This window comes from Mesorhizobium sp. M2A.F.Ca.ET.046.03.2.1 (genome assembly GCF_003952425.1).
In the GTDB taxonomy this organism is placed as follows: Bacteria; Pseudomonadota; Alphaproteobacteria; order Rhizobiales; family Rhizobiaceae; genus Mesorhizobium.
Genome location: NZ_CP034449.1, coordinates 1,592,909 through 1,614,964, shown reverse-complemented (window position 1 = coordinate 1,614,964; position 22,056 = coordinate 1,592,909). Strand labels below are relative to the sequence as shown.

25 protein-coding genes are annotated in these 22,056 nt (G+C 62.9%); 13 read left to right on the top strand and 12 right to left on the bottom strand.

Annotated features, from left to right (window positions below; all coding sequences use genetic code 11):
* Positions 1-68 precede the first annotated feature (68 nt).
* Both EJ072_RS07735 and EJ072_RS07730 read left to right on the top strand, forming a co-directional pair.
* Positions 69-563 carry a hypothetical protein gene (locus EJ072_RS07735; RefSeq protein ID WP_126079187.1) on the top strand — a complete coding sequence of 165 codons (495 nt, stop codon included), beginning with the start codon at positions 69-71 and terminating at the stop codon, positions 561-563.
* Positions 564-860: 297 nt separating this feature from the next.
* A complete protein-coding gene (locus tag EJ072_RS07730; RefSeq protein WP_126079186.1) occupies positions 861-1,223 on the top strand; it encodes a response regulator in 363 nt (120 codons plus the stop codon).
* Positions 1,224-1,255: 32 nt separating this feature from the next.
* On the opposite strand, the gene EJ072_RS07725 is transcribed toward EJ072_RS07730, so the two are convergent.
* From EJ072_RS07725 to EJ072_RS07715, 3 genes are read right to left on the bottom strand one after another with little or no spacing between them, the layout of a single operon-like run.
* Positions 1,256-1,645, bottom strand: coding sequence for a response regulator (locus tag EJ072_RS07725; protein ID WP_126079185.1), 390 nt, complete (start codon positions 1,643-1,645; stop codon positions 1,256-1,258).
* 23 nt (positions 1,646-1,668) lie between these two features.
* Positions 1,669-5,244, bottom strand: coding sequence for a CheR family methyltransferase (locus tag EJ072_RS07720; RefSeq protein ID WP_126079184.1), 3,576 nt, complete (start codon positions 5,242-5,244; stop codon positions 1,669-1,671).
* The gene (locus EJ072_RS07715) at positions 5,198-6,253 is read right to left on the bottom strand and encodes a chemotaxis protein CheB (protein ID WP_245467249.1); all 1,056 of its coding nucleotides are present in this window, start codon (positions 6,251-6,253) and stop codon (positions 5,198-5,200) included. The genes EJ072_RS07720 and EJ072_RS07715 overlap by 47 nt, the downstream gene beginning before the upstream one ends.
* Positions 6,254-6,589: 336 nt before the next feature.
* Between EJ072_RS07715 and EJ072_RS07710 the strand changes: the two genes are divergently transcribed.
* A complete protein-coding gene (locus EJ072_RS07710) occupies positions 6,590-7,021 on the top strand; it encodes a hypothetical protein (protein ID WP_126079182.1) in 432 nt (143 codons plus the stop codon).
* Between the two features lie 37 nt (positions 7,022-7,058).
* Here EJ072_RS07710 and EJ072_RS07705 read toward each other — a convergent pair whose 3' ends face one another.
* Positions 7,059-7,634 (bottom strand): response regulator, encoded by a 576-nt coding sequence (locus EJ072_RS07705; protein WP_245467248.1) that lies wholly within the window; start codon positions 7,632-7,634, stop codon positions 7,059-7,061.
* 260 nt (positions 7,635-7,894) lie between these two features.
* Here EJ072_RS07705 and EJ072_RS07700 point away from each other — a divergent pair, with 260 nt between their 5' ends.
* Positions 7,895-8,089, top strand: coding sequence for a hypothetical protein (locus EJ072_RS07700; protein ID WP_126079180.1), 195 nt, complete (start codon positions 7,895-7,897; stop codon positions 8,087-8,089).
* Positions 8,090-8,097: 8 nt separating this feature from the next.
* A complete protein-coding gene (locus EJ072_RS07695; protein WP_126079179.1) occupies positions 8,098-8,700 on the top strand; it encodes a diguanylate cyclase in 603 nt (200 codons plus the stop codon).
* Positions 8,701-8,860: 160 nt separating this feature from the next.
* On the opposite strand, the gene EJ072_RS07690 is transcribed toward EJ072_RS07695, so the two are convergent.
* Positions 8,861-9,064, bottom strand: a complete 204-nt coding sequence (locus EJ072_RS07690; protein ID WP_126079178.1) for a DUF2934 domain-containing protein — start codon at positions 9,062-9,064, stop codon at positions 8,861-8,863.
* Between the two features lie 148 nt (positions 9,065-9,212).
* Between EJ072_RS07690 and EJ072_RS07685 the strand changes: the two genes are divergently transcribed.
* Together EJ072_RS07685 and EJ072_RS35880 are read left to right on the top strand one after the other, a co-directional pair.
* A complete protein-coding gene (locus tag EJ072_RS07685) occupies positions 9,213-9,527 on the top strand; it encodes a hypothetical protein (RefSeq protein WP_126079177.1) in 315 nt (104 codons plus the stop codon).
* Positions 9,528-9,868: 341 nt separating this feature from the next.
* Positions 9,869-10,036 carry a hypothetical protein gene (locus tag EJ072_RS35880; protein ID WP_189341784.1) on the top strand — a complete coding sequence of 56 codons (168 nt, stop codon included), beginning with the start codon at positions 9,869-9,871 and terminating at the stop codon, positions 10,034-10,036.
* An 86-nt stretch (positions 10,037-10,122) separates the two neighbouring features.
* Here the strand turns inward: EJ072_RS35880 and EJ072_RS07680 are convergent, their stop codons facing one another.
* The 4 genes from EJ072_RS07680 to EJ072_RS07665 form a co-directional block, all read right to left on the bottom strand.
* On the bottom strand, positions 10,123-10,431 hold the full coding sequence (locus tag EJ072_RS07680) for a hypothetical protein (RefSeq protein ID WP_126079176.1): 309 nt from the start codon (positions 10,429-10,431) through the stop codon (positions 10,123-10,125).
* A 163-nt stretch (positions 10,432-10,594) separates the two neighbouring features.
* Entirely contained in the window at positions 10,595-10,798 is a 204-nt protein-coding gene (locus tag EJ072_RS07675) for a hypothetical protein (protein ID WP_126079175.1), read from the bottom strand.
* Between the two features lie 53 nt (positions 10,799-10,851).
* The gene (locus EJ072_RS07670; RefSeq protein ID WP_126079174.1) at positions 10,852-12,843 is read right to left on the bottom strand and encodes a protein-L-isoaspartate(D-aspartate) O-methyltransferase; all 1,992 of its coding nucleotides are present in this window, start codon (positions 12,841-12,843) and stop codon (positions 10,852-10,854) included.
* A 12-nt stretch (positions 12,844-12,855) separates the two neighbouring features.
* Complete coding sequence (locus EJ072_RS07665; protein ID WP_126079173.1) at positions 12,856-14,616, bottom strand: thiamine pyrophosphate-dependent enzyme; 1,761 nt, start codon at positions 14,614-14,616, stop codon at positions 12,856-12,858.
* A 141-nt stretch (positions 14,617-14,757) separates the two neighbouring features.
* Here EJ072_RS07665 and EJ072_RS07660 point away from each other — a divergent pair, with 141 nt between their 5' ends.
* The 4 genes from EJ072_RS07660 to EJ072_RS07645 all read left to right on the top strand — a co-directional run bounded on the left by EJ072_RS07660 (position 14,758) and on the right by EJ072_RS07645 (position 19,037).
* Positions 14,758-15,654, top strand: coding sequence for an alpha/beta hydrolase (locus EJ072_RS07660; RefSeq protein WP_126079172.1), 897 nt, complete (start codon positions 14,758-14,760; stop codon positions 15,652-15,654).
* A gap of 234 nt (positions 15,655-15,888) precedes the next feature.
* The gene (locus tag EJ072_RS07655) at positions 15,889-16,077 is read left to right on the top strand and encodes a hypothetical protein (RefSeq protein WP_126079171.1); all 189 of its coding nucleotides are present in this window, start codon (positions 15,889-15,891) and stop codon (positions 16,075-16,077) included.
* 350 nt (positions 16,078-16,427) lie between these two features.
* Positions 16,428-18,542, top strand: a complete 2,115-nt coding sequence (locus tag EJ072_RS07650; RefSeq protein ID WP_126079170.1) for a catalase — start codon at positions 16,428-16,430, stop codon at positions 18,540-18,542.
* Between the two features lie 231 nt (positions 18,543-18,773).
* A complete protein-coding gene (locus EJ072_RS07645) occupies positions 18,774-19,037 on the top strand; it encodes a hypothetical protein (protein WP_126079169.1) in 264 nt (87 codons plus the stop codon).
* 27 nt (positions 19,038-19,064) lie between these two features.
* On the opposite strand, the gene EJ072_RS07640 is transcribed toward EJ072_RS07645, so the two are convergent.
* Genes EJ072_RS07640 through EJ072_RS07630 form a run of 3 tightly spaced genes read right to left on the bottom strand, consistent with a single transcriptional unit; the run spans position 19,065 to position 20,679 of the window.
* Positions 19,065-19,277 (bottom strand): hypothetical protein, encoded by a 213-nt coding sequence (locus EJ072_RS07640; protein ID WP_126079168.1) that lies wholly within the window; start codon positions 19,275-19,277, stop codon positions 19,065-19,067.
* A 59-nt stretch (positions 19,278-19,336) separates the two neighbouring features.
* The gene (locus EJ072_RS07635; protein WP_126079167.1) at positions 19,337-19,936 is read right to left on the bottom strand and encodes a hypothetical protein; all 600 of its coding nucleotides are present in this window, start codon (positions 19,934-19,936) and stop codon (positions 19,337-19,339) included.
* 14 nt (positions 19,937-19,950) lie between these two features.
* Positions 19,951-20,679, bottom strand: a complete 729-nt coding sequence (locus EJ072_RS07630) for a DUF4142 domain-containing protein (RefSeq protein WP_126079166.1) — start codon at positions 20,677-20,679, stop codon at positions 19,951-19,953.
* Positions 20,680-20,909: 230 nt separating this feature from the next.
* Here EJ072_RS07630 and EJ072_RS07625 point away from each other — a divergent pair, with 230 nt between their 5' ends.
* Both EJ072_RS07625 and EJ072_RS07620 read left to right on the top strand, forming a co-directional pair.
* Positions 20,910-21,302 (top strand): hypothetical protein, encoded by a 393-nt coding sequence (locus EJ072_RS07625; protein WP_126079165.1) that lies wholly within the window; start codon positions 20,910-20,912, stop codon positions 21,300-21,302.
* Complete coding sequence (locus EJ072_RS07620) at positions 21,299-21,895, top strand: isochorismatase family cysteine hydrolase (protein ID WP_245463192.1); 597 nt, start codon at positions 21,299-21,301, stop codon at positions 21,893-21,895. The genes EJ072_RS07625 and EJ072_RS07620 overlap by 4 nt, the downstream gene beginning before the upstream one ends.
* The last annotated feature ends 161 nt before the right edge of the window (positions 21,896-22,056 follow it).

The window sequence follows — 22,056 nt, the reverse complement described above, 5'->3', positions numbered from 1 at the left end:
GAAACTCGGAGGGAACTTTCCGGAGCAGGGCAGCTTTGTATTCTCAACACCAAGAGAAAGAGGCAGGAATGCAAGTTCTCGACACAGCGATACATGCCAGTCCCGGAACTGTGACGGTCGAATTTGTCGGCGAGGGCGGCGAAAACATCGCTGTCACGATGGTCGTGTCCAATCCGTTGCTTGACCACGGCGCCCTTGTTGATCGCGCCAAAGAGTTGATGGTTCAGTGCGCGGCTTTCGGCGGCCTGCCTGCACAAGACCGCTCGCAGGGGAACGCAGATGGCGGCCGGCCCGGCATCCAGCGGCAAAGCGATACAGGTGAGGGTCCCTACACATTCGAATATCGCGAGGGTGGCAATGTGAGGCGGCTCGAAGGCGTGGACTTGCCCAACCTGGAAGCCGTTCATGACGAAGCGTTGCGGTCGGCGATCGATCTGCTCGACGATGCGGCCGAACCCTTTCAGGACGGCTGGGCGGTTCGGGTTCGTGGCGGCGACGGCGCTGTCGTCGTGTCCGTCGATTTCGAAGAAGCAAGGCAGGAAAGGGCAACCGCCGCCATGTGAGGGAGGCGGCATCTGTGAAAGGTAATATGATGCGTTCCCTCATGTCACTGCATGCGCTTGCGAGTTCACGAGGCGACGGGCTGAGACCTGAGTTCCTTCGCCTGCTTGATGCCCGCGCGGCCTTGTCCCACCCCGACGTGATTGAACTTCAGCAGGAGACGGGGTTGAACCAGGCCGGTCCAAATCCTGTTGGGGAGCTCGAAACCGCTCCGAAGCAAAGCGTGGTGCGTTTCCCTGGCCGGCGGAGTACGATCAGTCGTGCGTCCGGCAGAAATGCGCCTGTCATAGGAGGTCGCCATGGCAACGCCCTTGGCACTGATCATTGAAGACGAATATCTGATTGCGTCGGACGTGGCGAATGGCCTGAAGGAGCGAGGTTTCGAGGCGGCCTGCGTGGCGTCCGAGCGGGCAGCCGCGACTTGGCTGGACGATCACAGGCCGGACCTTGCCATTATCGATATCCAACTGCTCGATGGCCAGCGCGGTGTCACCGCCGCCCGCCTCAAGGAAGCGGGCGTGCCTTTCGTCGTCCATTCGGGCTACGATCCGGAGTTCCAGTCGCCGATCTTCCACGGCGCGCCTTATGTGCCCAAGCCGGCGCCGATCCGGCATCTGGTCGAACTGGCGAGCCAATTGGTAGGGGATCGCACCGAGCAATAGATCAGGCCAATTCAACGAGCCCAAGCTGGACTTCAGCCCGACGCGGCATCACCTTTGCGGAACCGCGACACCGCCTCGATCAGCATCTTGTAGTCGACGGGCTTGGCTAGCTTCTGCGCGTCCCTGAATTGATCGGGGAAGACGGTGACGCTGTCATATCCGGTGAGAAAAATGAAAGGCACGCCGCCACGCGCCAGATGCTCGGCCAAAGGAAAGCTTCGCTCGCCGCGAAGATTCACGTCCAGCACGGCACCATCCAGGGCGATACTGTCCGCTTGATCCAGCGCTTGTTGAACCGTGGGCACCGGTCCGACCACGGTGCATCCGGCACCGCTCAACTGGTCGGCCAAGTCCTGCGCAAGCATGAACACGTCCTCAACCACCAGGACTTTAAGGTCGGACAAGAGTGTATTCGTGTTCATTCCCGGTACCCAGCGCGAGGATGTCAGCGGTCCGTGGCGGGTGCCAACGGTATCTGGATGTCGCACTCAAGCCCGGAGGGCTCGAACCGCAGGTCGACCTTCCCCCCAAGCTCATACTCTAAACTTTGCTTTATAAAGCTTGTTCCGAAATTCAGTCGCGTCGGCTCGTCTACGGCAGGCCCGCCGATTTCCTTCCATCGGATTGACAGCACACCCGATTTGTCGGTTCTCCAGGCCACTTCGACGCGGCCGTCCTCGGTCGAGAGCGCCCCATATTTCGCCGCATTGCTAGCAAGCTCGAAGAACACCATGCCAAGTGTCGCGGCCACGCTTGCGCCGAGCTGCAGTGATTTTCCGTCAATGACGATGTTCTGGCGAAGCTTGCTGCTGTAGGGCGTTAGAACTGCCCGCAGCAGCTGCTCGAGATCGGCATCGCGCCAGTTGTAGGAAGACAGCACTTCGTGCGTTCGGCCCATTGCCTGCAGCCGCTGCTGGAACGAGGAAAAGAAATCACCGATTGAACTCGATGTGCCAACCATGCGTGAAGCCAGCGCGGTGACTGTGGCCAGGATGTTCTTCACGCGATGTTGCAGTTCGTGCAGCAATCTCTCCTGGCTGCGCTCTGCCTCCTTGTGGCTCGATATGTCGACAAGGGTCGCGATGGCGCCGCGCACCTTGCCGTTTTCGTCGAAAAGCGGGTTGGCCGACATCATCACGTCGATGCCCGAACCATTCTCGTGCAGGATTTGCGCTTCGTAGCCGGGGATAGGTTTTCCGGTGCGAATCGCCTTTCGCAGAGGCTGCTCTTCAGCATCCACCTTAACGCCGTTGAGCGTCAGCGGCAGGACGGCGGGAACTGAAATGAGCTTGTCGCCGGTGGAGCGCTGCCCCATGAATTCCACCGCGCGGCGGTTGGCGCGGATCTCCGCGCCGTCGCCGTCTTCGGCGATGAAGATGCCGACCGGCACCAGGTCGAGCAGGGTCTCGAGGCTTTCGACGCGGTTGCGCAGGTCGTGCGAGAGCACGCCGATCTTTTCCTCCGCCCGCGCGATCTGCGTGACATCGACAAAGGTGACGACGACGCCGGCAATCACGTTGTCGACGGTGCGATAGGGCAGGACGCGCATGATGTAGCGCCGGCCGCTGTCGGTACCTTCGACCTGCCGCTCGATCGTGCCAAGCCTCAGCAGCACCTGCTCCATGTCGGCCTGCAGCCCGTCAGCGGGGAAGCGCGGCCGCACATGCGCCAGCGGCCGACCGACATCGCTCTCGACCAGGCGGAAAAGGTCGCGGGCGGTCGGAGTGAAGCTCTTGATGCAGAGGTCGCGGTCGAGAAACACGGTGGCGATCTGCGTGCTTTCGAGCAGGTTGGCCATGTCGTTGTTGGCGCGGCTGAGCTCGTCGACGCGAATGTTGAGCTCGGCATTGACCGTCTGCAGTTCCTCATTGATCGACTGCAGCTCCTCCTTCGAGGTTTCCAGTTCCTCGTTGGACGACTGCAGCTCCTCGTTGATCGACGACAATTCCTCGTTGGAGGATTTCAGCTCCTCATTGGAGGATTCGAGCTCCTCCGTGGTAATCTGCAGCCGCTCCTTGGTTTCCCTCAGCTCCCTTTCGAGCTGGCTGACATTGGCGCTTTCGACATCGTCGGTCGTGTGGACGGGCTCGTCCTCCGACTCCGCCTTGATGCCGCCGATGTCGCGGAAGACCAGCATGTAGAGCGGGTCCGCCGAGCCGTCGGAGGGCAACGGTTGCACGGCCAGGCTGATCGTCTGCCGGCCGCCATTGGTGCCGACGGTGATCTTGTTCTGGATCGCCACCTGTCCTGTGCTGGCCGCCTTGTGGAGCGCCGCGCGCAGGTCCATGCGAAGGCCCCGCCTTGCCATGGAAAAGACGTTGTGGTCGGGGGCGCCCGCGGCGAGCTCGAGATATTTGCCGGTACCGCCCGAACTATGCATCAATTCGCCACCAGCGTTGACCACCACATAGGCCGGCGCAAATCGCTCGACGAGAAGACGCTCCGCCACTTCCTGCAAGGTTCCGTTCGTCGCCCGCTGCCGTGTATTCGGCACGGTGTGCCTGGCGGCGGCGGCGAGCGGGAATTCGGGCAACCGCTGCGGGGTCATCCCGCCACGCTTCTGGAAGATGCGGCTCGCCTTGTCCACGGTGGAGAACAGGCGGGCGTGCCGCGTGACGTTCTCCGAGGATCCGAGAAAGAGATAGCCGTTGTTGCGCAGAGCGTAGTGGAAGATCGGAATGATTTTTTCCTGCAGTTCCGGGCCCATATAGATCAGGAGGTTCCGGCAGGTGATCAGGTCGAGCTTGGAGAAGGGCGGGTCGCGCAACAGGTTGTGCGAGGAAAACAGACAGACCTCGCGCAGATCGGCCGAAACGCGGTAAGTGCCGTCCTCGCGCGAGAAGAACTCCTTGAGCCGCTTCGGCGTTATGTCCGTGGCGATCGTTGCAGGATAGCGCCCGGCGCGGGCCACCTCCAGCGCACGCTCGTCGATATCGGTGGCGAAAATCTGCAGATTGGGCGAGGCGGCGCCCCGCGGAGCGCTCTCCTTTAAGAGCATAGCGATCGAATAGGCCTCTTCGCCCGTCGCACAGCCGGGCACCCATACACGGATCGTCTCGTCGGGCTTTCGGTTCTCGAAGAGCCGGGGAATGACCAGTCTTTCCAGCACATCGAAGGCGTGCTCGTCGCGAAAGAAGCTGGTGACGCCGATCAGCAGGTCCTGGAAGAGCAGATCGACCTGCTGCGGCTCGTCGCGCAGCCGCTCGTAAAAGGCGATCGGGTCGTCGATCTGCAGCACCTGCATCCGGCGCTGGATGCGGCGCAGGATCGTGTTGTCCTTGTAGCCGCTGAAATCATGGCCGGTGCGCACGCGAAGCAGCGCCGCGATGCGCGAAAGCTGCTCGGCGACATCGCGCTTGCGGCGGTCGCGCTCGCCATCGGTGTGGTTGGCGTGGCGGAAATAGCTGGTGAGCTTGCCCGCCATTTCCTCGGCCGGAAGCACCATGTCGACCAGGCCGCTCTGGACGGCGCTGCGCATCATGCCGTCATACTCGGCGCTTTCCTGCGCCAAGGTCAGGCCGCCGCGTTCCTTGACGGCTCTCAGCCCGATGGTGCCGTCACTGCCAGTGCCGGACAGGATCACTCCCGCCGCGTTCTCCGACTGCTCCTGCGCCAGCGAGGTGAAGAAATCGTCGATCGGCGTCCGTCTGGCGCGCGTCGTGGCCATTTTGGCCATATGGAAATGCTGGCCACGCACCGTCACCGATACACCGGGCGGCGTGACGTAGATCTTGTCGGGCTCGATCTCCATGTCTTCGGCCGCCGTCAGCGTCTCGATCGAGGTCGACCGCTGGATGATGCTGGCGAGAACGCTTTCGTGCTCGGCATCGAGATGTTGAATGACCACATAGGCAAAGCCGCTTTCGGCCGGCACTTCGGGAAAGAACCGTTGCAGGGCCGCGATGCCGCCGGCCGACGCGCCGATGCCGATAATCGGGAAAGGTGCCCCCTCCGTTGCGGCCTCGGGCGCGTCGTTAGCCTTCGCTCTTGTCGTGCCTGTCTTCCTCGCCGCCCGCGCCATTGCCGCCTAACCGTGCTCGCCTGCTCTCAAGGATGCGCTCGATGACGGCGGCATCCGCTTCGTATTCCCGCGCCCGCTGGCCGAACTGATTGGCCAGTTCGGAGCGACGCCGTGTCTTTTCCCGCTCGGCCATGCGCCGGGCAAACTCCGCCCGCTGCTGATGCGAGCGAAGCAGGCTCCACAGGATCTCGTCCGCTTCGATAGCCTGAGCCTCTATCACTGCGTCGGCGGTGAAGGCATGCCCGGTATGACACCGATAGCGGAGCATGTCACCGTCTTCGATCTCCCACAACGGCCCGTGGCATTCCGGGCATGTAAACACCGACAATTGCCCAAGTCGATCTTCGTCTTTCATGGTCGAATGCTCCTGCGCGGCGATGGCCGCTTCCAATCTTACCATCGGCGGTGCCGCAAAGGTCTCGCCCGGCGGCTCGGCAGTCAGCTTTGCAAGCAAAGCGCCGAGCTCGGCAGCAGGCAGGCAGTGGTCGACCTCGACATAATGCAGCGCGCTTTCCACCATGGAAGGTACCAGCGTATCTTTAGGATGCTGGACGACCGCCAGCCCGCCGACGGCCTTGACGGCCCTCAACCCGGCGGTGCCGTCGGACATCGCACCCGACAGCAGCACGCCGATGACGCTGGCGCCGTAGCTCAGCGCCGCCGAACGGAACAAAGGATCGATGGCCGGCCGGGCGAGGTTTTCGCGCGGGCCGCGCCGCAGCATCATATGGCCATCGTGAAGGAGAAGATGGAAACCCGGCGGCGCCACATAGATGCAGCCCATCCTGAACGCCGCGCCGTTCCTGGCCGGCTGCGCTTCGAGCCTCCCCGCGCGGTCGAGGATATCGGGCAGGTAGCTGACCTGGCCGATATGCACCACGACGAACACGGCCGCCGCCAGATCGGCGGGCAGATCGGCGACGATCCGCTTCAGAGGCTCGATCCCGCCGGCCGACGCGCCGATAACGATGATGTTGTGGTTGTTCGTTGGGCTTGTGGAACGGGCCATTCCGCGACGAGCCTCCATTGGGCTGTAAGAACCGCTCCGTTGCGGTGATGGCGCCATCGCGGTTCAGCGACCGGTCAGGTGTTTAACAATGCAATCCACGCGATGTTCCATCGCTGCCGGTTCAAGCGCCTGCCCGCTGTCCCAAAAGGTGGCTGGAACATAGGAGATCGCTGGCAGTTCGGGTTCGCTTCGGACGCCATACCAAGGCGTCTGTTGAAGACGGGTGGGCAACACCTGGTCGGCCCGCGCCTGCCCTCGCTGGCGTGGGCTTCAGGCCCCGGCAGAACCTGCCGCGCCGCCGTGCAGATGTCGCCGCCACAACCACAGGAGACAGCAATGAAGCATCAGACCTCATACGAACTTCAATCGGTGGCAATCGTCGATCGGCTCGGCTTGATTCCCCTTGCGACGAGAAGGCAGCGGATCGAGCGGTGGGCGGAATTGCTCGATCGCAATCCTCAGCGTTGCCTCTCGGCGCTGACGGGCACCGAATATGTCGATCCCGGCGTCCGTGAACGGGTGCGGGCGGATGGCTCGCCGCTCGCGGTTGCCTTCGATGATCCGCTGCTGCGCGCGGCCGGGTTGCAATCGGACACCTATGGCGAGGCGAAGCGCTTCTTCGAACTCTCCGATTGGCAATTGCATGATGTCGTCTGCAGCTGCCATACCGGCGCGACGATGCAGGCCAGCTGGGCCGCCGCGCGGGTGCGTCGGATTGTAAAGGGCAATCGGATCCTCGGATGGCTCAGAAGCCGCTTCGTGCAATAAGAGAGTTGCCGGCGAGCGCAGGTCGCCGGCGGCCCGATCAGTGCAAAAGAGAGGCTCCGCGCGACCAGGCTATCCTGCGCATAATGCTGTTCAGCCAGTCGGCGATCGATGAGGCCTCGGGCCTTTTGTCGATATCCTCAAGCGCCTGTTCCAGAGTGTGCTCGACAAGGCGGTCAGAGGCCCCGGCATCGTCCAGCAGCAAACGTGCGGTAAGCCGGAGCTTGGGCAGCAGCGCGACGACGTCCTCCGCCGCAGACACCGGCTGCGCGACGGTCGCTGGCTCTGCGGAGGGCTCCGGCGGGAACAACGCATCGACCAGGCTGATGCGGTTCGAGGACTTGCTCAGGCTGCTGGCGAAACGCAAATGTTCGGGGATGGCGATGTCGTCATATCCGCTGAAGAACACGAAGGGCACGTTGCGCAGCATCAGTTCGTCCGCCACCGGAAAAATCTTGCGGCCGTGCAGGTCGATGTCCAGGATCGCGGCCTCGGCTGCTTTGGCATGTCGTCCGGCCTGTTCCAGCGTCGCCACCGGTCCCAGGATGATCGCGCCCATGTCAGCGAAGAAGGTCGCGAGATCGCTGGCGAGCAGCCACTCGTCCTCCGCAATCAAGAGGTGAAGTCCCCTGAGGTTTCGCACACCCGAACTCCGTCAATGGCATTCCGACGTGGTGAGACCGCAGCCCTGGACCATGCCGCGCCGACATCGGCGCGCATGACAGGAGGCCGCAGGGAAGCCAGATGTTAGAACGCAGCGACGGGTGAACCGTTCCGGCCGTTCGCTGCATGCGCTTCGATCCGATCCGGCAGGCATGGAACCATTGCGCCGGCCCGCGGTTCGGCACGAGGCGGGACTTGGCCGGAACCAGGACCATGACATCGCACGGCGAAGCCTCCAAGGATGATAACGAGCGTGAGAATGCCGAACGGGTCCGCGACCTCGCGGAAAGAGCGGGAATTCCAAGCGGGTTGGCGCTGGCGCTGATCCTGAAATACGGAAACGATCCGCGCGTGCTCGATCGCGAGGCGGCAAAGCTGAAGCGGGACGCAGACAATGGCGATAGATAGGGGCAGCCGTGCTTGACGATCCGATGGTCCTCATCCTGATGTATTTCGTCTTGCCGGTCTGGCTGATCGCGGGGTTTGCCGATTGGCTCTGCCACCGCGCGACCCACATAGAATCCACCACCGGCGCGAAGGAATCGCTCATCCATCTCCTGATGTTCGCCGAGGTCGGGATCCCGCTGCTTGCGGCAATGTTCCTCGAGGTGAACGCCCTGGTGGTCTCCGTGATGATCGTCACCTTCTTTGTCCATGAAGCGACAGCGATGTGGGACGTGCGCTACGCGACCACGGCGCGCACGGTGAGCCCTATCGAGCAGCATGTGCACAGCTTCCTGGAGATGATCCCGCTGATGGGCCTGGTCATCGTGGTGGCGCTGCATTGGGGGCAATTCCTGGCGCTATTTGGCGCCGGAACGGAAGAAGCTCGCTTCGATCTGACCTGGAAACATCAGCAACTGCCGGTGACATATATTGCCGCCGTGATGGTCATTATCGTGCTGTTCGAACTGCTGCCCTATGTGGAGGAGTTCTTCAGAGGACTGCGCGCCAACTCGGGCCGGCTCGTTCCAGCCAAGGCAAAGCGGCACAAGGCCGGCGACACCGCCGCGCGATGAAGCGCCTCATCGTCTCAGCCATTCTGGTCGATAGCATGAGGCGAGGGCTGCTGGGCACCGCCAGCCGGACGCCCGCCATTCTGGCCAGCCCACAGCCAGAGGGCGACCAGAACGATCACCACAAGGCCAACTGCGAATATGATACGGCGCATCCGCGACCTCAGCCGCCTGGCCTGTTGGCGGCCAGGTCCGAGCCGACCCCAACAGCAGGATCGGGCGCCACCGGACCGCGCTCGGCCTCCGAACCTTCTGACTCGATCTCCTGAACGGCTTGATCCCAATGTTCCTGCTGGCGCCCCTCGGGGCGGCCTTCGCGTTCCCATATCTCGTGGGCGCGCTGCCTGATCCGTTCTTCCCTGTTCATGCCGGACTCCTCTCGCGGCTGAGCTCCCCTGCCGGCGCCTAATCCGGTGGGGGGAGGTTTGTTCCACCGAGGACTTTGTTTCGGCTGCCCGGGAGGCGGGAACTCCGTCCTCGCGCCGGTGTTTTCTTCCATCAACCGGAGATCAGTCATGAACAACATCCAGAACCATCGCGAGACGGGCGCCAGGAAATATCCGGCGAATACCGATCCGGATCCGAGCGACGAATTTTCCCAGGACGCCGCCAGCAACGAAAGACCTCACGTCGATCCAGGCCTTAGCCGCAAACAGGGCGAGGTCGAGGACAAGACCCACCAATCGGAAGGCCGCAATCCGCCGCGGCAACCGACGCCGAGCCCGGCGACCGAAAAAAGCTCAGGCGCCGGCCCTGCGGTCGCGGAGCATTCCAAGGACGCGAAAGCGCCCCGGAGCGGCCGTCAGCCCGGCGCCTATATAAAGGAATGATGGCGCCGCAGACGTCGTGGAACATAGCTATGACTTCTAAGTTCGGGGAAAGCCGCCGCCGACGATCCGGCGGCGGATCGTGAGGCTCTGGAACCGTCCGGAGCCGCCGCAACCACGGCGGATCGGCTATGAACACAACAGCGTCAAGCGAACATCTGCAGGCACGGGCAGCGGCGGTTGGGCTACGTCCACTCCGCCGGCGGGCATGGCTTCCTCTGACGGCAAGCGTCCTAGCGAGCCTCCTTTGCGTCCCGGCATCGGGCCACCAGGCGCCGGAGGGCTGGCAGTATGACCCTTCCTGCTGCGCTGGGGTGGATTGCTACCAGGCACCGCCTTCGGATGTGAAAGAGACGAAATACGGCTATCAGCTCTCGACCGGCGAGCTGATTCCCTACAGCGACCACCGCATAAAGCGATCGCGCGACGAAAACTTTCACGAATGCAAGCCGGGTGGCGATATGAAGTCGCAGCACTCCTTCTGCCTCTATGTCCCCGACCGCGGCATGTAGTGGGAAGTGCTCTAGCACGCGATCGCCCAAGAAGATGGGCCCGCTTCTGAGAAAGGCGGGCCCTTCGGCGTGAATGGGCTCCAGGCTTACTTGTTGCAGTTCTGGATATTGGATGTGGTGTTGCCGGTAGCGGTATTGTTGTCCGTGTCGTTGCCGGCCGCGTCCTTGCAGCGGTCGTTTGCGCCGTTGGACTTGGTGCTGTTCGTGCTGTTGGTGGCGTTTGGATCGATCGTGCCGTTGCTACTGCCCGTGCCTGTTGCGGCGCCGGTGCCAGTGGTGCCTGTGGTTGGGCCGGTGCCGTTGGTGCCGTCCCCGGTGCCCGAGCCGCTGGTTTGGGCCATCGCGGAAGTCGCCAGGACAATTGCAAGTACCGATGCGGAAAGAAGTTTGATCATGGTAATAATCTCCTGTTGATCGCCTGATTGCGATTAGAATCAACAAGAAATGCGCCCGGATGTTCCAAAGGTCGCTGATCGGGTGCAGATTTTGTTGATCAATGTTGATGTACGCCGGACAAATTTAACGATTATACTATGTTGATCGGTGTTGTTTCTGGATTTATTTGTTCGTGCGAACCTTCTGGCGCGGGTTGATGCCACCCGCGTCGGTGGTGTCATTCTCGACATCACCTTCGACAGTGTTCTCGCCGTGCTCCAGCTCGTCGCCTTCCTTGATGGTGCCCTTGGAGGTTCCAATGCCGGGATCATTGCCCAGATCGGCATCGCTCGGTTTTTTCGATTTCGGGTGCTGGTTTCCGCTCATGGTCGTTCCTCGTTATGTCTTTCGAACCGGAAGCGGCGCGGAATGTTCCGGCGTCAGACGCCGAACGGATAGGTTTCTGGCATGCCTTCAGCGGCGTGTTCGGGTCCGAGCGGCGTAACCGCGCTGGTCTCGTCGAACCAGACAAAGGCATCGAATTGCCGCGCCAGAGAAGCGTCGGCATAGTGGCTGTGCAGTTCGGTTTCCGGCCGGTAGATCACGCCGATGAACCGTTCCAGGCGGCGTTCGGTCAGCCGGTCGCGCAGCTTCGGGGCGCGTGTCAGGTCAAGCAGGAACCGGTCGATGCCGGCTTCGTGGCAGAGCCGCTCGTAGCTGTCCTCGCGCGATGGCCGCACCGACTTGATTTCCATCTCGCCGTCCCAGTCGTTCGCCGCCGCGACAGTGCCGGTGTGCGTGCCGAAACCGATGAGAGCCGCGGCATCGCCGAAGCGCTGCCGGCAGAGCTGGCCGATATTCACTTCCTCGCGCGAGATTCCCATTTCGGTGTAGCGGGCATCGCCGATGTGGGAATTGTGCGCCCACACGACGGCCTTCGCGTTCGGGCCATGCGCATCCAGCACATGGCCCAGCGTCTCGAACATATGCGTGTCGCGCAGATTCCAGGAGTGCGGTCCGCCATAATACATGACGCGGTAATACTGCTCCGCCGAAGCGACGAGCCGGGCATTCTGCGCGGCGTCGAACAGTTCCTCGCCGCCCCGGCCGGCATGATCGAGTTGCCTCGCCAGCATGTCGCGGCACTGCTCGAGGACCGCTTCCTCGCATTCGCGGTAGCCCTTGGTCAGCGCGGCGCGGCCGTAGGTCGACGGCTCGGTCTGCCACGGCGTAAGGCAGCCATAGCGTTCCCGCGCAACCCTTGCCGCTTCCGGGTCGACGCGGTCGAGATACTCCAGGACGGCGGCGATCGAACCGCGCATGTTGTAGATGTCGAGGCCGTAGAGACCTGCTTGCGGCTGCAGCGCCTTGACCTTGTCATTGTGCTTGCGCAGCCATTCCACGAATGCCGCGACATCGGTGTTGCGCCACATCCAGCTTGGAAAGCGCTGGAACGGCCGATTGGCGCCGGGCGAGGCGCCTCGACCGCGGACATAGCGGTCGATGGCCGCTGCATCGGGCCAGTCGGCCTCGACCGCGACGATTGCGAAGCCGTGCCTCTCGATCAGCCTTTTGGTGATCGCCGCGCGCGCCCGGTAGAATTCGGACGTGCCATGGCTGGATTCGCCGAGCAGGACGATCCGCCGGTCCGCGAAACGGTCGAACGGTTCGGCAAACGCAGGGTCGTCGAAGTCGGAAAGCGGCTCGGCGACCGCGGCGATCATTTCCGGCAGGCTGCGTTTGCGCGCCAGTGGCGTCGTGGGGACAGTCGCCGGGCGGCTTTCCTCCCGCCAGCCCTGTTCGCCGATCAACGGGGCGAAGCGCACGCCGCCGAAATCCTCCTCGCTATAGGTCGATGCGCCCGTGCGGGTCACCTTGAGCAGCCGCTGCTCGTCGGGATCGTCGCCCACCGGAATGACCAGCCTGCCGCCGACGTCGAGCTGCTGCTGCAAGGCCAGCGGTGCGCCCGGTCCGCTCGCCGCCACCACGATGGCGTCGAAGGGTGCTGCTTCGGGCCAGCCTTTGGTGCCGTCGCCGATCCGCACTTCGATGTTGCCGTAGCCTAGTCTTTGAAAGCGTCGCCGTGCGTCCTCGGCCAGTGGCGCGTGGCGTTCGATCGTGTAGACATGGTCGACGACGCGGCTCATGACGGCGGCGGCGTAGCCTGATCCCGTGCCGACCTCGAGCACCTGGTCGCCTGGGCCGATTTCCGCCATCTCCAGCATGAAGGCAACGATGTAAGGCTGCGATATCGTCTGCCCTTCCGCGATCGGCAGCGGTCCGTCCTCATAGGCGAATTCCTCATACCCTGGGCCCACGAAGACTTCGCGCGGAACCTCCCGCATCGCCGCCAGGATTTCCCGATCATGGATGCCGCGCCGGCCAAGATGCACATCGACCATCCGTCGACGCTCACGGGAAAGATCAAGCATCGCAATCGCCTTCTATTCGCCCGCCTCCATCATCGTCCTGGCAGGCTCCCGAGCGACGTTTTCCTCGATCTCATCGTGGCCTGGAGTCTGCGGCAGCGCCTTGCGGAAGTTCTTGGCGTAATCGGGCGGCATTTTTGGCGGCATCATCGGCTCGTAGGCGTCGACCAGCGCCTCGATGATCACCGGCCCGCTGGTGGCGAAAGCCTGGTCGAGCACGCGCTCGACCTCCTCCGCCCGCTCGATGCTGAAGCCTTTTCCGCCCATCGCTTCGGCGGCCTTGGCGAAATCGATCGGCTGCAATTCGCAGCCGAATTGCGGGTTGCCGAGGAACATCATCTGCTCCCAGGCGATCTGGTTCAGCATGTTGTTCTTGATGACCAGGATTTTCAGCGGAATGCCGTAGCGCACCGCCGTGGAGAACTCGCCGAGCTGCATGGCGAGACCGCCGTCGCCGACGATCGCCGCGACAGGCCGGCCCGGAAAGGCGATGCCGCCCGCGATCGCATAGCTCAAACCGCAGGACATGGAGGCGAGCGCGCCCGAAACGCCGAAAGCCTGTCCCGCGCGGAGATCGACATGGCGCGCGGCAAGTTCCGTGTTCTGGCCGGAATCGGTCGCCAGCACCGTATTCTCGGCAAGGCGCTCGCCGAAGGCGCGCACGACGCGTTGCGGCTTGAGCGGATGGGCCAAGCCATCTTCCGACTGGCGCATCATCTCGCGCCATTTCTGCATCGAGCTCTGCGCGGTCGCCAGGAATGCGCCGTCGCCCTTCTGCTTCAGCCGCTTGTTGAGGGCGCGCAAGGTCTCCGCCGCATCGCCGACCAGACCGGCCTCGACCGGGAAGCGCAGGCCGATGCGCTGCGCGTCGCAATCGATCTGGACGCCAAGGGCTTTGCCAGGCTGCGGATAGTACTCGATATAGGGGAAGGTCGAGCCGACGATGAGGACGGCGTCGCACGTCTCCATCGCCTCCTGCGATGGCAAGGTGCCCAGAATGCCGATGCCGCCCGTGGTGTAGGGATGGTCGTCCGGCAGCACCGCCTTGCCAAGCAAGGCCTTGACGATCGGCGCCTGCAGCAACCGGGCCGTTTCTTCGAGCTCGGCCGCCGCCCCGATCGCTCCGCGCCCCGCCAGGATCGCCACGCGCCGCGCGTCGTTGAGGATTGCCGCCGCTTTGTCCAGCTCCACATCCTGCGCGAGGCAATGCGGAGCGAACATGTCTTGCGGCGTGTGCGCCGGCCGGTTGCGCTTGGATCGCTTGGCCGCGTCGGCGGGCTGTTCCTGGATATCGCTGGCGATCGAGAGATGCGCGACGCCCTTGCGGGCGAGCGCCGTGCGGCAGGCGAGGCTTGCCACGTTTTCCATATGCGCCGCGTCCGAGACCTGGACGTTGTAGACGCTGACGTCGTTGAAGACGCGGGTAAGATCGACATCCTGCTGCGTGAAAGTCTCGATCAGGTCATGGAACTGCATGCCGGTGATCGCCAGCACCGGCGCCTGGTCGAGCTTGGCGTCGTAGAGGCCGGTGAGAAGATGCGTGCCGCCGGGCCCGGATGTTGCGAGGCACACCCCGAGCTTCCCTGTCCATTTGGCGTAGGCGCAAGCCATGAAGGCGGCCGATTCCTCGTGCCGCACCTGGACGAAGGATATCCTGTCCTGGTTCTTGCGCAGCGCTTCCATGACGCCGTTTATGCCGTCGCCAGGCAACCCGAACACGACTTCGACGTTCCAGGCAATCAAGGTGTCGACGAGAATTTCGGCTGCATTTTGCATGGCGAGGCTCCGCTGTTGGCTTTCCGAACCAGCGAGGCTGCGGTTGGTTCCCTCGCCGGATCGAGGCGGCTCAAGACCAAAAGGAACCCGATTGCGCAGGGTTGGGCGCCCACTGCACTGTGGGCGCATGAGGAGGCGTCCATGCAAGAACCTGTTTTCTGCGATACTTCGCTTTTGCGGGTCGCCTATCTGAGCGGTGGATCCGAGGATGGACCGCCTGTGCTGCTCCTCCATGGTTGGCCGGATGATGCGACGACTTTTGCGGATGTGGCGCCATCGCTTCAGGCCGCGGGCCTCCGAACCTTCGCGCCATGGCTGCGCGGATTTGGGAAGACCTCGTTCCACTCCGATCAAACGATGCGCTCAGGCGAGATCGCCGCCATGGCGCAGGACGCGCTCGATTTTGCCGACGCCATCGGCCTCGAACGGTTCGCGGTTGTCGGCCATGACTGGGGCGCGCGTATCGCCTATCTGCTCGCCTCCGTCTTTCCGCAGCGCATAACATGCTGCGCGGCGCTTTCGCTGGGGTGGCAGCCCGGCCCGCCTCCGACGCCGCCTTTGGAGCAGACGAAAGCCTTCTGGTATCAGTGGTTCATGGCGACCGGGCGCGGCGAAGAGTTCGTGCGGCAGCACGGTCGCTCCTTCGCGCGTTTCCAGTGGGACAGTTGGAGTCCCCCAGGCTGGTTCGACGACGCGCTGTTCGAACGGGTGGCGAGGTCCTTCGAAAATCCCGACTGGCCGGATGTCACGCTGCATTCCTATCGCGTGCGCTGGGGCGAGGCGGATCCCGACCCGCGCTATGCTGAACTTGCGCGCAAGCAAATTGAGGCGGAGGTCATCTTGGTGCCGACATTGGTCCTTCATGGCGACGACGATCGCGTCGTTCTGCCGGATTCCTCCGAAGGCAAGGAGCCGTATTTTACCGCCGGTTATGAGCGTGTGCTCCTGCCGGGTGTCGGTCATTTCCCGACGAGGGAAGCTCCTGGCCAGGTCCGGGAGAGGCTGGAGAGATTCCTGGTCGACTTCGGCAGGCAATAAAGCATGTCTCCCGAAGTGGGAACCGGTTTCGGGATAAAGACATGCGTAAGATCAAAAAACCTAAAGCGCATGGAGCGAATCTGAAAGATCGCGACGCGCTTTAGGCGACGTCGACTTCCGGGTTCGGGAAAGCTGCATCGAAAGGAGGTTCGTCGGTCCAGCGGAGAAGCGAAGCAGGAACCTTTTTTCCGTCAGTGGGTTAGTGGAGGCATTAACCCATGTTAGGGCGCGGCCGTGGCACGGAAGGTTCGTGAAGCACTGAGATCGGAACAGACGCTGTCCGAGACGACAACGCCGGAACGCGAGACGACCGTCGCGTTGGAGGCGCTGGGATCCAAGGAAGCGCCTTCCCGAATGCTGGAATTGGCGCGAAAGCTGGACGCCGCGATCGCGTTGCGTGCGCGCAAGGCCCGTCCCAATTGATTTTCAACTGACGACGCTCTGATCGCGCCGACCCGGAACAATCAGGGCCGGCATCCGTTCGCCTGTGAACCCTCCATGGGCAATCGGATGAAAAGCCTGATTCAAAGCCTGATGGCCGAGTTCCTGCCGCGCTGGTGGCGCCGAAAATCTCGCATCCCTGCGCCGCGAGAGATGCCCGTGCGTGCATCGTCGCGGGTAACGCCGGACCGTTCCCAGGCAAGCGGGGCAGGGGATGGGTCGGACGCCGTTCAAAAATAGTTCGAGCTGGGGATGCCCGCTCCACCGGCTGGAACATTCGCCCTGATTGCTCGTTCGGCAACATCATTCAGCGAGCACAAGGGACACCGACAATGCCGAAGAAAGCTTCCCCGGCCGACGCTACAGCCGTGGCTGAGATTCACGACCAGAAACTTGTCCGCGGCAGTGGCGGCGAGCTGCATCAGGTGGCCGAAGGCAAGGTCGAGGTGCAGACGACGGCGCTTGGCGCGCCGATCGCGGATGACCACAACACGTTGAAGATCGGCGACCGCGGTCCCACGCTGATCGAGGATTTTCATTTCCGCGAAAAGATCTTCCATTTCGATCATGAGCGCATCCCCGAGCGCGTCGTCCACGCGCGCGGCTACGGCGCCCATGGCTTCTTCGAGACGTATGAGTCGCTCGCCAAGTACACCAAGGCCGATATCTTCCAGCGGCCCGGCGAGAAGACACCCGCCTTCGTTCGTTTCTCGACCGTCGCCGGCAGCAAGGGGTCCTTCGACCTGGCGCGGGATGTGCGGGGCTTCGCCGTGAAGCTCTATACCAAGGAGGGCAATTGGGACCTCGTCGGCAACAACATCCCGGTCTTCTTCATCCAGGATGCGATCAGGTTTCCGGATATGGTCCATGCCGTGAAAGAGGAACCGGACAGGGCGTTCCCGCAGGCTCAATCCGCGCATGACAATTTCTGGGATTTTATCTCGCTCACGCCGGAATCGATGCACATGATCATGTGGATCATGTCCGATCGCGCCATTCCCCGGTCGTTCCGGTTCATGCAGGGTTTTGGCGTGCACACGTTCCGTCTTGTCAACGCCAAGGATGAATCGACCTTCGTCAAATTCATCTGGAAGCCGAAGCTGGGCATGCAGTCGGTGGTCTGGAACGAAGCCGTGAAGATCAACGGCGCCGATCCCGATTTCCACCGCCGCGACCTCTGGAACGCCATCCAGTCGGGCGATTTTCCGGAGTGGGAGCTCTGTGTCCAGCTCTTCGACCAGGATTTCGCCGACAGTTTCGACTTCGACATCCTCGATCCGACCAAGATCATTCCCGAGGAGATCATCGAGCCGATCCCGGTCGGGCGGCTTGTCCTCGATCGCATGCCTGAGAACTTCTTCGCCGAGACCGAACAGGTTGCCTTCATGACGCAGAACGTGCCGCCAGGCATCGACTTTTCCAACGATCCCCTGCTGCAGGGACGCAACTTCTCCTATCTCGACACGCAGCTCAAGCGCCTGGGCAGCCCCAACTTCACCCACCTTCCCATCAACGCGCCGAAATGTCCCTTCCATCATTTCCAGCAGGACGGTCACATGGCGATGCGCAATCCCGCCGGCCGCGCCAACTATCAGCCGAATTCCTGGGGCGAGGGGCCGCGTGAGTCACCCGAGCGGGGCTTCCGCTCCTTTGCCGATGCGGAGGAGGGGCAGAAGGTCCGGCTGCGGGCGGAGAGCTTCGCCGATCACTACAGCCAGGCCCGGCAATTCTTCCTCAGCCAGACCGAGCCTGAGCAGCGTCATATCGGGATGGCTTTGACGTTCGAACTGAGCAAGGTCGAGACGCCGGTCATCCGCGAGCGGATGATCTCCCATCTGCTCAACATCGACGAGACGCTGGCGACCACGGTCGCCGACAAGCTCGGCATCAAGACCATGCCGGCCCCTGCCGACGCCGCTGTGCCGACACGCGATGACCTCGAGCTGTCGCCCGCGCTCAGCATCATCAACAACGGGCCGGACAGCTTCAAGGGCCGCAAGATCGGCGTGCTCGTCAGCGACGGCATCGATTCCGGCTTGCTGCAAGCGGTGCGGGATGCGGCGCAAGCCGAAGGCGCCAAGGCGGAAATCGTGGCGCGCCGGGTGGGCGGTGTCGAGGCAGGCGATGGCAGCTGGATCGAAGCCAATCACATGATCGACGGCGGTCCTTCCGTTCTCTTCGATGCGGTCGTGCTGCTCGTTTCCGAGGAAGGCGCCGAGATGCTGTCCAGGGATGCTGCGGCAAAGGACTTCGTGTCCGATGCCTTCGCGCATCTGAAGTTCATCGGCTTCGTCGCGGATGCCGGACCTCTGCTGGCAAGCGCCGGGGTAGCAGCCGATGCGGATGAGGGGCTCATCGAACTCACGGGCGGCGATTCCGCGCGCTCATTCGTCGAGGCTTGCCGCAAGCTGCGGCTTTGGGCGAGGGAAGGTGCCGTCAAACTCTGATTTTCGCGGGAACATTTCGAGCGCCTGCCGGTTCGAAAGAAGATCGCCCTCCCTCCAGCGATCCAGGGTCCCATCAAGACCTGACAAGGCCCGTTGCCGCATGCAGGCAGCGGGCCTTCTCTATCTGCCGATATTCGGTTGCGGCGAGCCTACAAAACCGGGCCCGACGGGAACAAGCGGATGCCTGCGGGGTTGCTTTCGAGAGAAGGGAACTGTCAGCAGGAGGCCGCAATGAGCGAGGCCATGACCACCTCAAATCACGAAGTGATCCGAGCTTGGATCGAGGCGCGCGAAGGCCGACCTGCAGTTGTCGCGACGCCGGGGAAGGCTGCAACGCTGCGGGTCGATTTCGGCGCCGGCGACGAAGATCTGAGGCCGATCGAATGGGAGGATTTCTTCAAGGTGCTGGACGACAACAACCTGGCGTTCGTTCACCAGGACATGACCGCGGAGGGCAGCACCAGCCGTTTCAATAAGTTCGTGCCGCGCGAGTAGCCATTCGGGAGCAACGGATTTCGACTGTCACTGAGCCCCCGGCATCTTGCTGGCGTCCTGTGGATTCTTCGTGATGCCGGCAGCTGGCGAGCTATCCTGCGGCGCATTCCCGCCCTGGTTTTGTTCGGGCGTGCGCTTCCATGGCGCCGAAGATGAGCCGCTGTCGACACGAATGAAGACCCAGTAACATGCCAGCAGCACGATCAAGGTCAGTATGAGCGGCAAAACAACACGTCTCATGCCGATTCCTTCCTGGCCTTTGTCGAGGGCAAGCCGGTCCGAGTGTCTGGGTGTCTGGCTCAGGCTCCCCGCCGTCGCGCCGCCTCGCGCTCGACATCGTCAGCCGAATAATCGCCGGCAGCCGGGTCGAATGCTGTCCATCCGTCCGCTTGGTATTCACTGCGGCGGTCGGCGATGTCGACCGATGCGGAGCTGCGGAGAACTTCACGGGCTTCCGAAGCGAGGTCGTCCTCGACACGAGCCGTCACCAGCGTGCCGCCGCGGCGGACGCCTTCGGCATAGACATGCGCGTCCTGCTCCGGCACGCCGGCGTCGGTCAGGCTGCCGATGATGCCGCCGGCCGCGCCGCCCACAATCGCCCCGGCGACGGCGCCCGCGGCCGTCGCCGCCAGCCAGCCGGCCGCGACCACCGGCCCGACGCCCGGTATCGCCATCGCGCCCAGGCCCGTTGCCAGGCCGCCGGCGCCACCCACGACCGCGCCGATGCCGGCGCCGCTGGCGGCATCCTCGGCTGCGGGGGATTGCGTGTTCCTATGCCAGCCGCGGGCATTGTTGGCCATGATGCTGATGTCGGATGACGGAACGCCGGTGGACTCCAGCGCGCCCACGGCGTCGGCGGCATCGTCATAGTCGTCGAACAGGGCGGTGATCGTTTGCATGTCGGTTCTCCTGTCTACTGTTGGCCGGCAAAGACGTTGCCCTGGTAATCGAGCGCGACGGAGGTGCCTTTGCCGTCCTTCGTCGCCTGGCCGCGCCAGATGCCCTGTTCGTCCTTGGCGAGGGCGGAGACGTCCGCATAGCCGGCGTCCTGGATGCGCTTCTTCGCCTGCGCTTCGGTGAAGCTGTTCGCGCCGGGGACCGGAGCGGGTGGTTTGGGCGTCGATGCCGATTTGACCGCCGGCGTGCTCGCGCTGGCGCCTGCGATCTTCTCGATCATGTCCTGATGCATCTTCAGCGTCGGCAGCGTCTCCGCTGCGAAAGATTTGAGGGCAGGATTGTCTCCATCCTTGGCGTAGGCCCCGAACAGGCCGACGGCGTCGGCATGCGCCTTACGCTGCATCTCGACGTAAGGCTGGTCCAGCGAAGCCGTCGTGCTCTGCAATCGTTCCAGATCGCTCTTATGAGCGGCATCGGATTGCGCCGGCACCTGCAGCTTCTGCTCGCCGGCGATCTTCTGCAATTTGGCGTTCGCCGCGCCGTGATCGGTGATCATGCGCTTGGCAAAATCCTTGATCTGCTGATCCTTCGCATTGTCCTGCGCGATCTTGCTCGAATCCACTTCGAACATCCCGCCTATCGCAGCCTTGTTGACGAAGGTCTGCGCGTCGTCGGCCGCGAAGGCAGGGAGGGCAAGCATCAGCGCGGCGGTCGCCGATGGGATAAGGAATATCCGCATGCTCATGGGGCAAGGCTCCTTTGGTCTTGGTGGCACCGAACCACCGTTCCGGCCCTTTGTTCCCCAACGACCTCGTTTCCATGACGTAAAAAATCGCCCGGCCGTGGCGGGGCGGATCTTGGGTTGGATCCGCTTGGGTGCCGAAGGTGCCTGGACGACAAATCCGGCAGCGTCAGCCGCCACGCTGGCTCTGCAGCCGATGACGGCAACAAACCTCGTATCGGGCCAATCGTTCGATGAATTTTCCGGCGCACTGGCCAAAAACATCATTTGTTATTGCGACTTGGCAAATCGAGGCCGGTCGGCGCGAGCGCTTTTCGAAAAATGTGGCAAGCGCCTGCCTTGATGGAACGGAGGACTTTAGTCGGAGTTTAGCGGCAGACAACGCGATGGAGAAATCCAACATGGAATATGCTGCCGAAAATCTTTGTCCTGAAATCGCCGAACGGGAACGGTGCGCGGCCATGGCCGAGGCGCAAGCGAGGGAATTTGAACGCATCAAGATGTATCCCGTGGCACGCGCAATGCGCGCCTTGGCCTGCCGCATCAAAGAGTCCAGCCTGACACAGGAATTCGACACGCGAACTGCTCTCGCGATATCGCCGCGATTTGAGGGTCATATGCTTTGAGCGCGCTCTCACCGATCTCGGCGAAAGCCGTCCATATTTGCGTGGACATGCAGCAGATGTTCACGCCGCCGTGGCCATGGGCGGTCGATTGGCTGCCCGTGATCCTGCCACAAGTTCAGAGGCTGGTGCGCAAGCGACCAGAAGCCACGATCTTCACCAGGTTCATCCCCGCGCGAAATCCGGGCGAGGGCCACGGCCAGTGGAAACAATATTATGAGCATTGGGCGGACATGACGATCGCAAGGGCCGGCAAGGAGGCGGTGGACCTTCTGCCCGAGCTTGCCGTCCATATCCCGCCGGCGCGCGTGTTCGACAAGCCGATCTATTCGCCGTGGCTGAGCGGCGAACTCGCTGGTGTGCTTCAGTCCGAAGGCGTCGAGGAGGTCATCGTCAGCGGCGGTGAGGCCGATATGTGCGTTTTGGCGACCCTGCTCGGCTCTATCGATCTTGGCTATCGAACGATCCTCGCGGAGGACGCCATCTGCAGCGCGTCCGATGAGGCCTATGAGAACATCCTGAAACTCTTCACCAAGCGGTACTCCCACCATGTCGAGGTCGCGCCGGTGGAGGCAATTCTCGAATGCTGGCGATAGCGGAGAGGCGGCGCCCCCGACCAGCAGACTGCTTTTCGTTCGGAACATCTCGCTACTTTCTTAGTTCGGTCGGCGCCGGCGCGTTCCGCGTCCCGAATGCGCGGTCTTGGGCAGGCGTCCTATCGAAAGGCTCGCCCGTTCACCCCCTTTGCGGGCGAGCC

Excerpts from the sequence above, each read along its gene's own strand:
- EJ072_RS07735 (WP_126079187.1), top strand. The coding sequence starts at position 69 with ATGCAAGTTCTCGACACAGCGATACATGCCAGTCCCGGAACTGTGACG.
- EJ072_RS07640 (WP_126079168.1), bottom strand. The coding sequence starts at position 19,277 with ATGAGACGTGTTGTTTTGCCGCTCATACTGACCTTGATCGTGCTGCTG.
- EJ072_RS07635 (WP_126079167.1), bottom strand. The coding sequence starts at position 19,936 with ATGCAAACGATCACCGCCCTGTTCGACGACTATGACGATGCCGCCGAC.
- EJ072_RS07660 (WP_126079172.1), top strand. The coding sequence starts at position 14,758 with ATGCAAGAACCTGTTTTCTGCGATACTTCGCTTTTGCGGGTCGCCTAT.
- EJ072_RS07650 (WP_126079170.1), top strand. The coding sequence starts at position 16,428 with ATGCCGAAGAAAGCTTCCCCGGCCGACGCTACAGCCGTGGCTGAGATT.
- EJ072_RS07685 (WP_126079177.1), top strand. The coding sequence starts at position 9,213 with ATGAACAACATCCAGAACCATCGCGAGACGGGCGCCAGGAAATATCCG.
- EJ072_RS07645 (WP_126079169.1), top strand. The coding sequence starts at position 18,774 with ATGAGCGAGGCCATGACCACCTCAAATCACGAAGTGATCCGAGCTTGG.
- EJ072_RS07700 (WP_126079180.1), top strand. The coding sequence starts at position 7,895 with ATGACATCGCACGGCGAAGCCTCCAAGGATGATAACGAGCGTGAGAAT.
- EJ072_RS07665 (WP_126079173.1), bottom strand. The coding sequence starts at position 14,616 with ATGCAAAATGCAGCCGAAATTCTCGTCGACACCTTGATTGCCTGGAAC.
- EJ072_RS07630 (WP_126079166.1), bottom strand. The coding sequence starts at position 20,679 with ATGAGCATGCGGATATTCCTTATCCCATCGGCGACCGCCGCGCTGATG.
- EJ072_RS07720 (WP_126079184.1), bottom strand. The coding sequence starts at position 5,244 with ATGGCGCGGGCGGCGAGGAAGACAGGCACGACAAGAGCGAAGGCTAAC.
- EJ072_RS07690 (WP_126079178.1), bottom strand. The coding sequence starts at position 9,064 with ATGAACAGGGAAGAACGGATCAGGCAGCGCGCCCACGAGATATGGGAA.
- EJ072_RS07715 (WP_245467249.1), bottom strand. The coding sequence starts at position 6,253 with ATGGCCCGTTCCACAAGCCCAACGAACAACCACAACATCATCGTTATC.
- EJ072_RS07670 (WP_126079174.1), bottom strand. The coding sequence starts at position 12,843 with ATGCTTGATCTTTCCCGTGAGCGTCGACGGATGGTCGATGTGCATCTT.
- EJ072_RS07625 (WP_126079165.1), top strand. The coding sequence starts at position 20,910 with ATGAATTTTCCGGCGCACTGGCCAAAAACATCATTTGTTATTGCGACT.
- EJ072_RS07710 (WP_126079182.1), top strand. The coding sequence starts at position 6,590 with ATGAAGCATCAGACCTCATACGAACTTCAATCGGTGGCAATCGTCGAT.
- EJ072_RS07730 (WP_126079186.1), top strand. The coding sequence starts at position 861 with ATGGCAACGCCCTTGGCACTGATCATTGAAGACGAATATCTGATTGCG.
- EJ072_RS07680 (WP_126079176.1), bottom strand. The coding sequence starts at position 10,431 with ATGATCAAACTTCTTTCCGCATCGGTACTTGCAATTGTCCTGGCGACT.
- EJ072_RS07675 (WP_126079175.1), bottom strand. The coding sequence starts at position 10,798 with ATGAGCGGAAACCAGCACCCGAAATCGAAAAAACCGAGCGATGCCGAT.
- EJ072_RS07725 (WP_126079185.1), bottom strand. The coding sequence starts at position 1,645 with ATGAACACGAATACACTCTTGTCCGACCTTAAAGTCCTGGTGGTTGAG.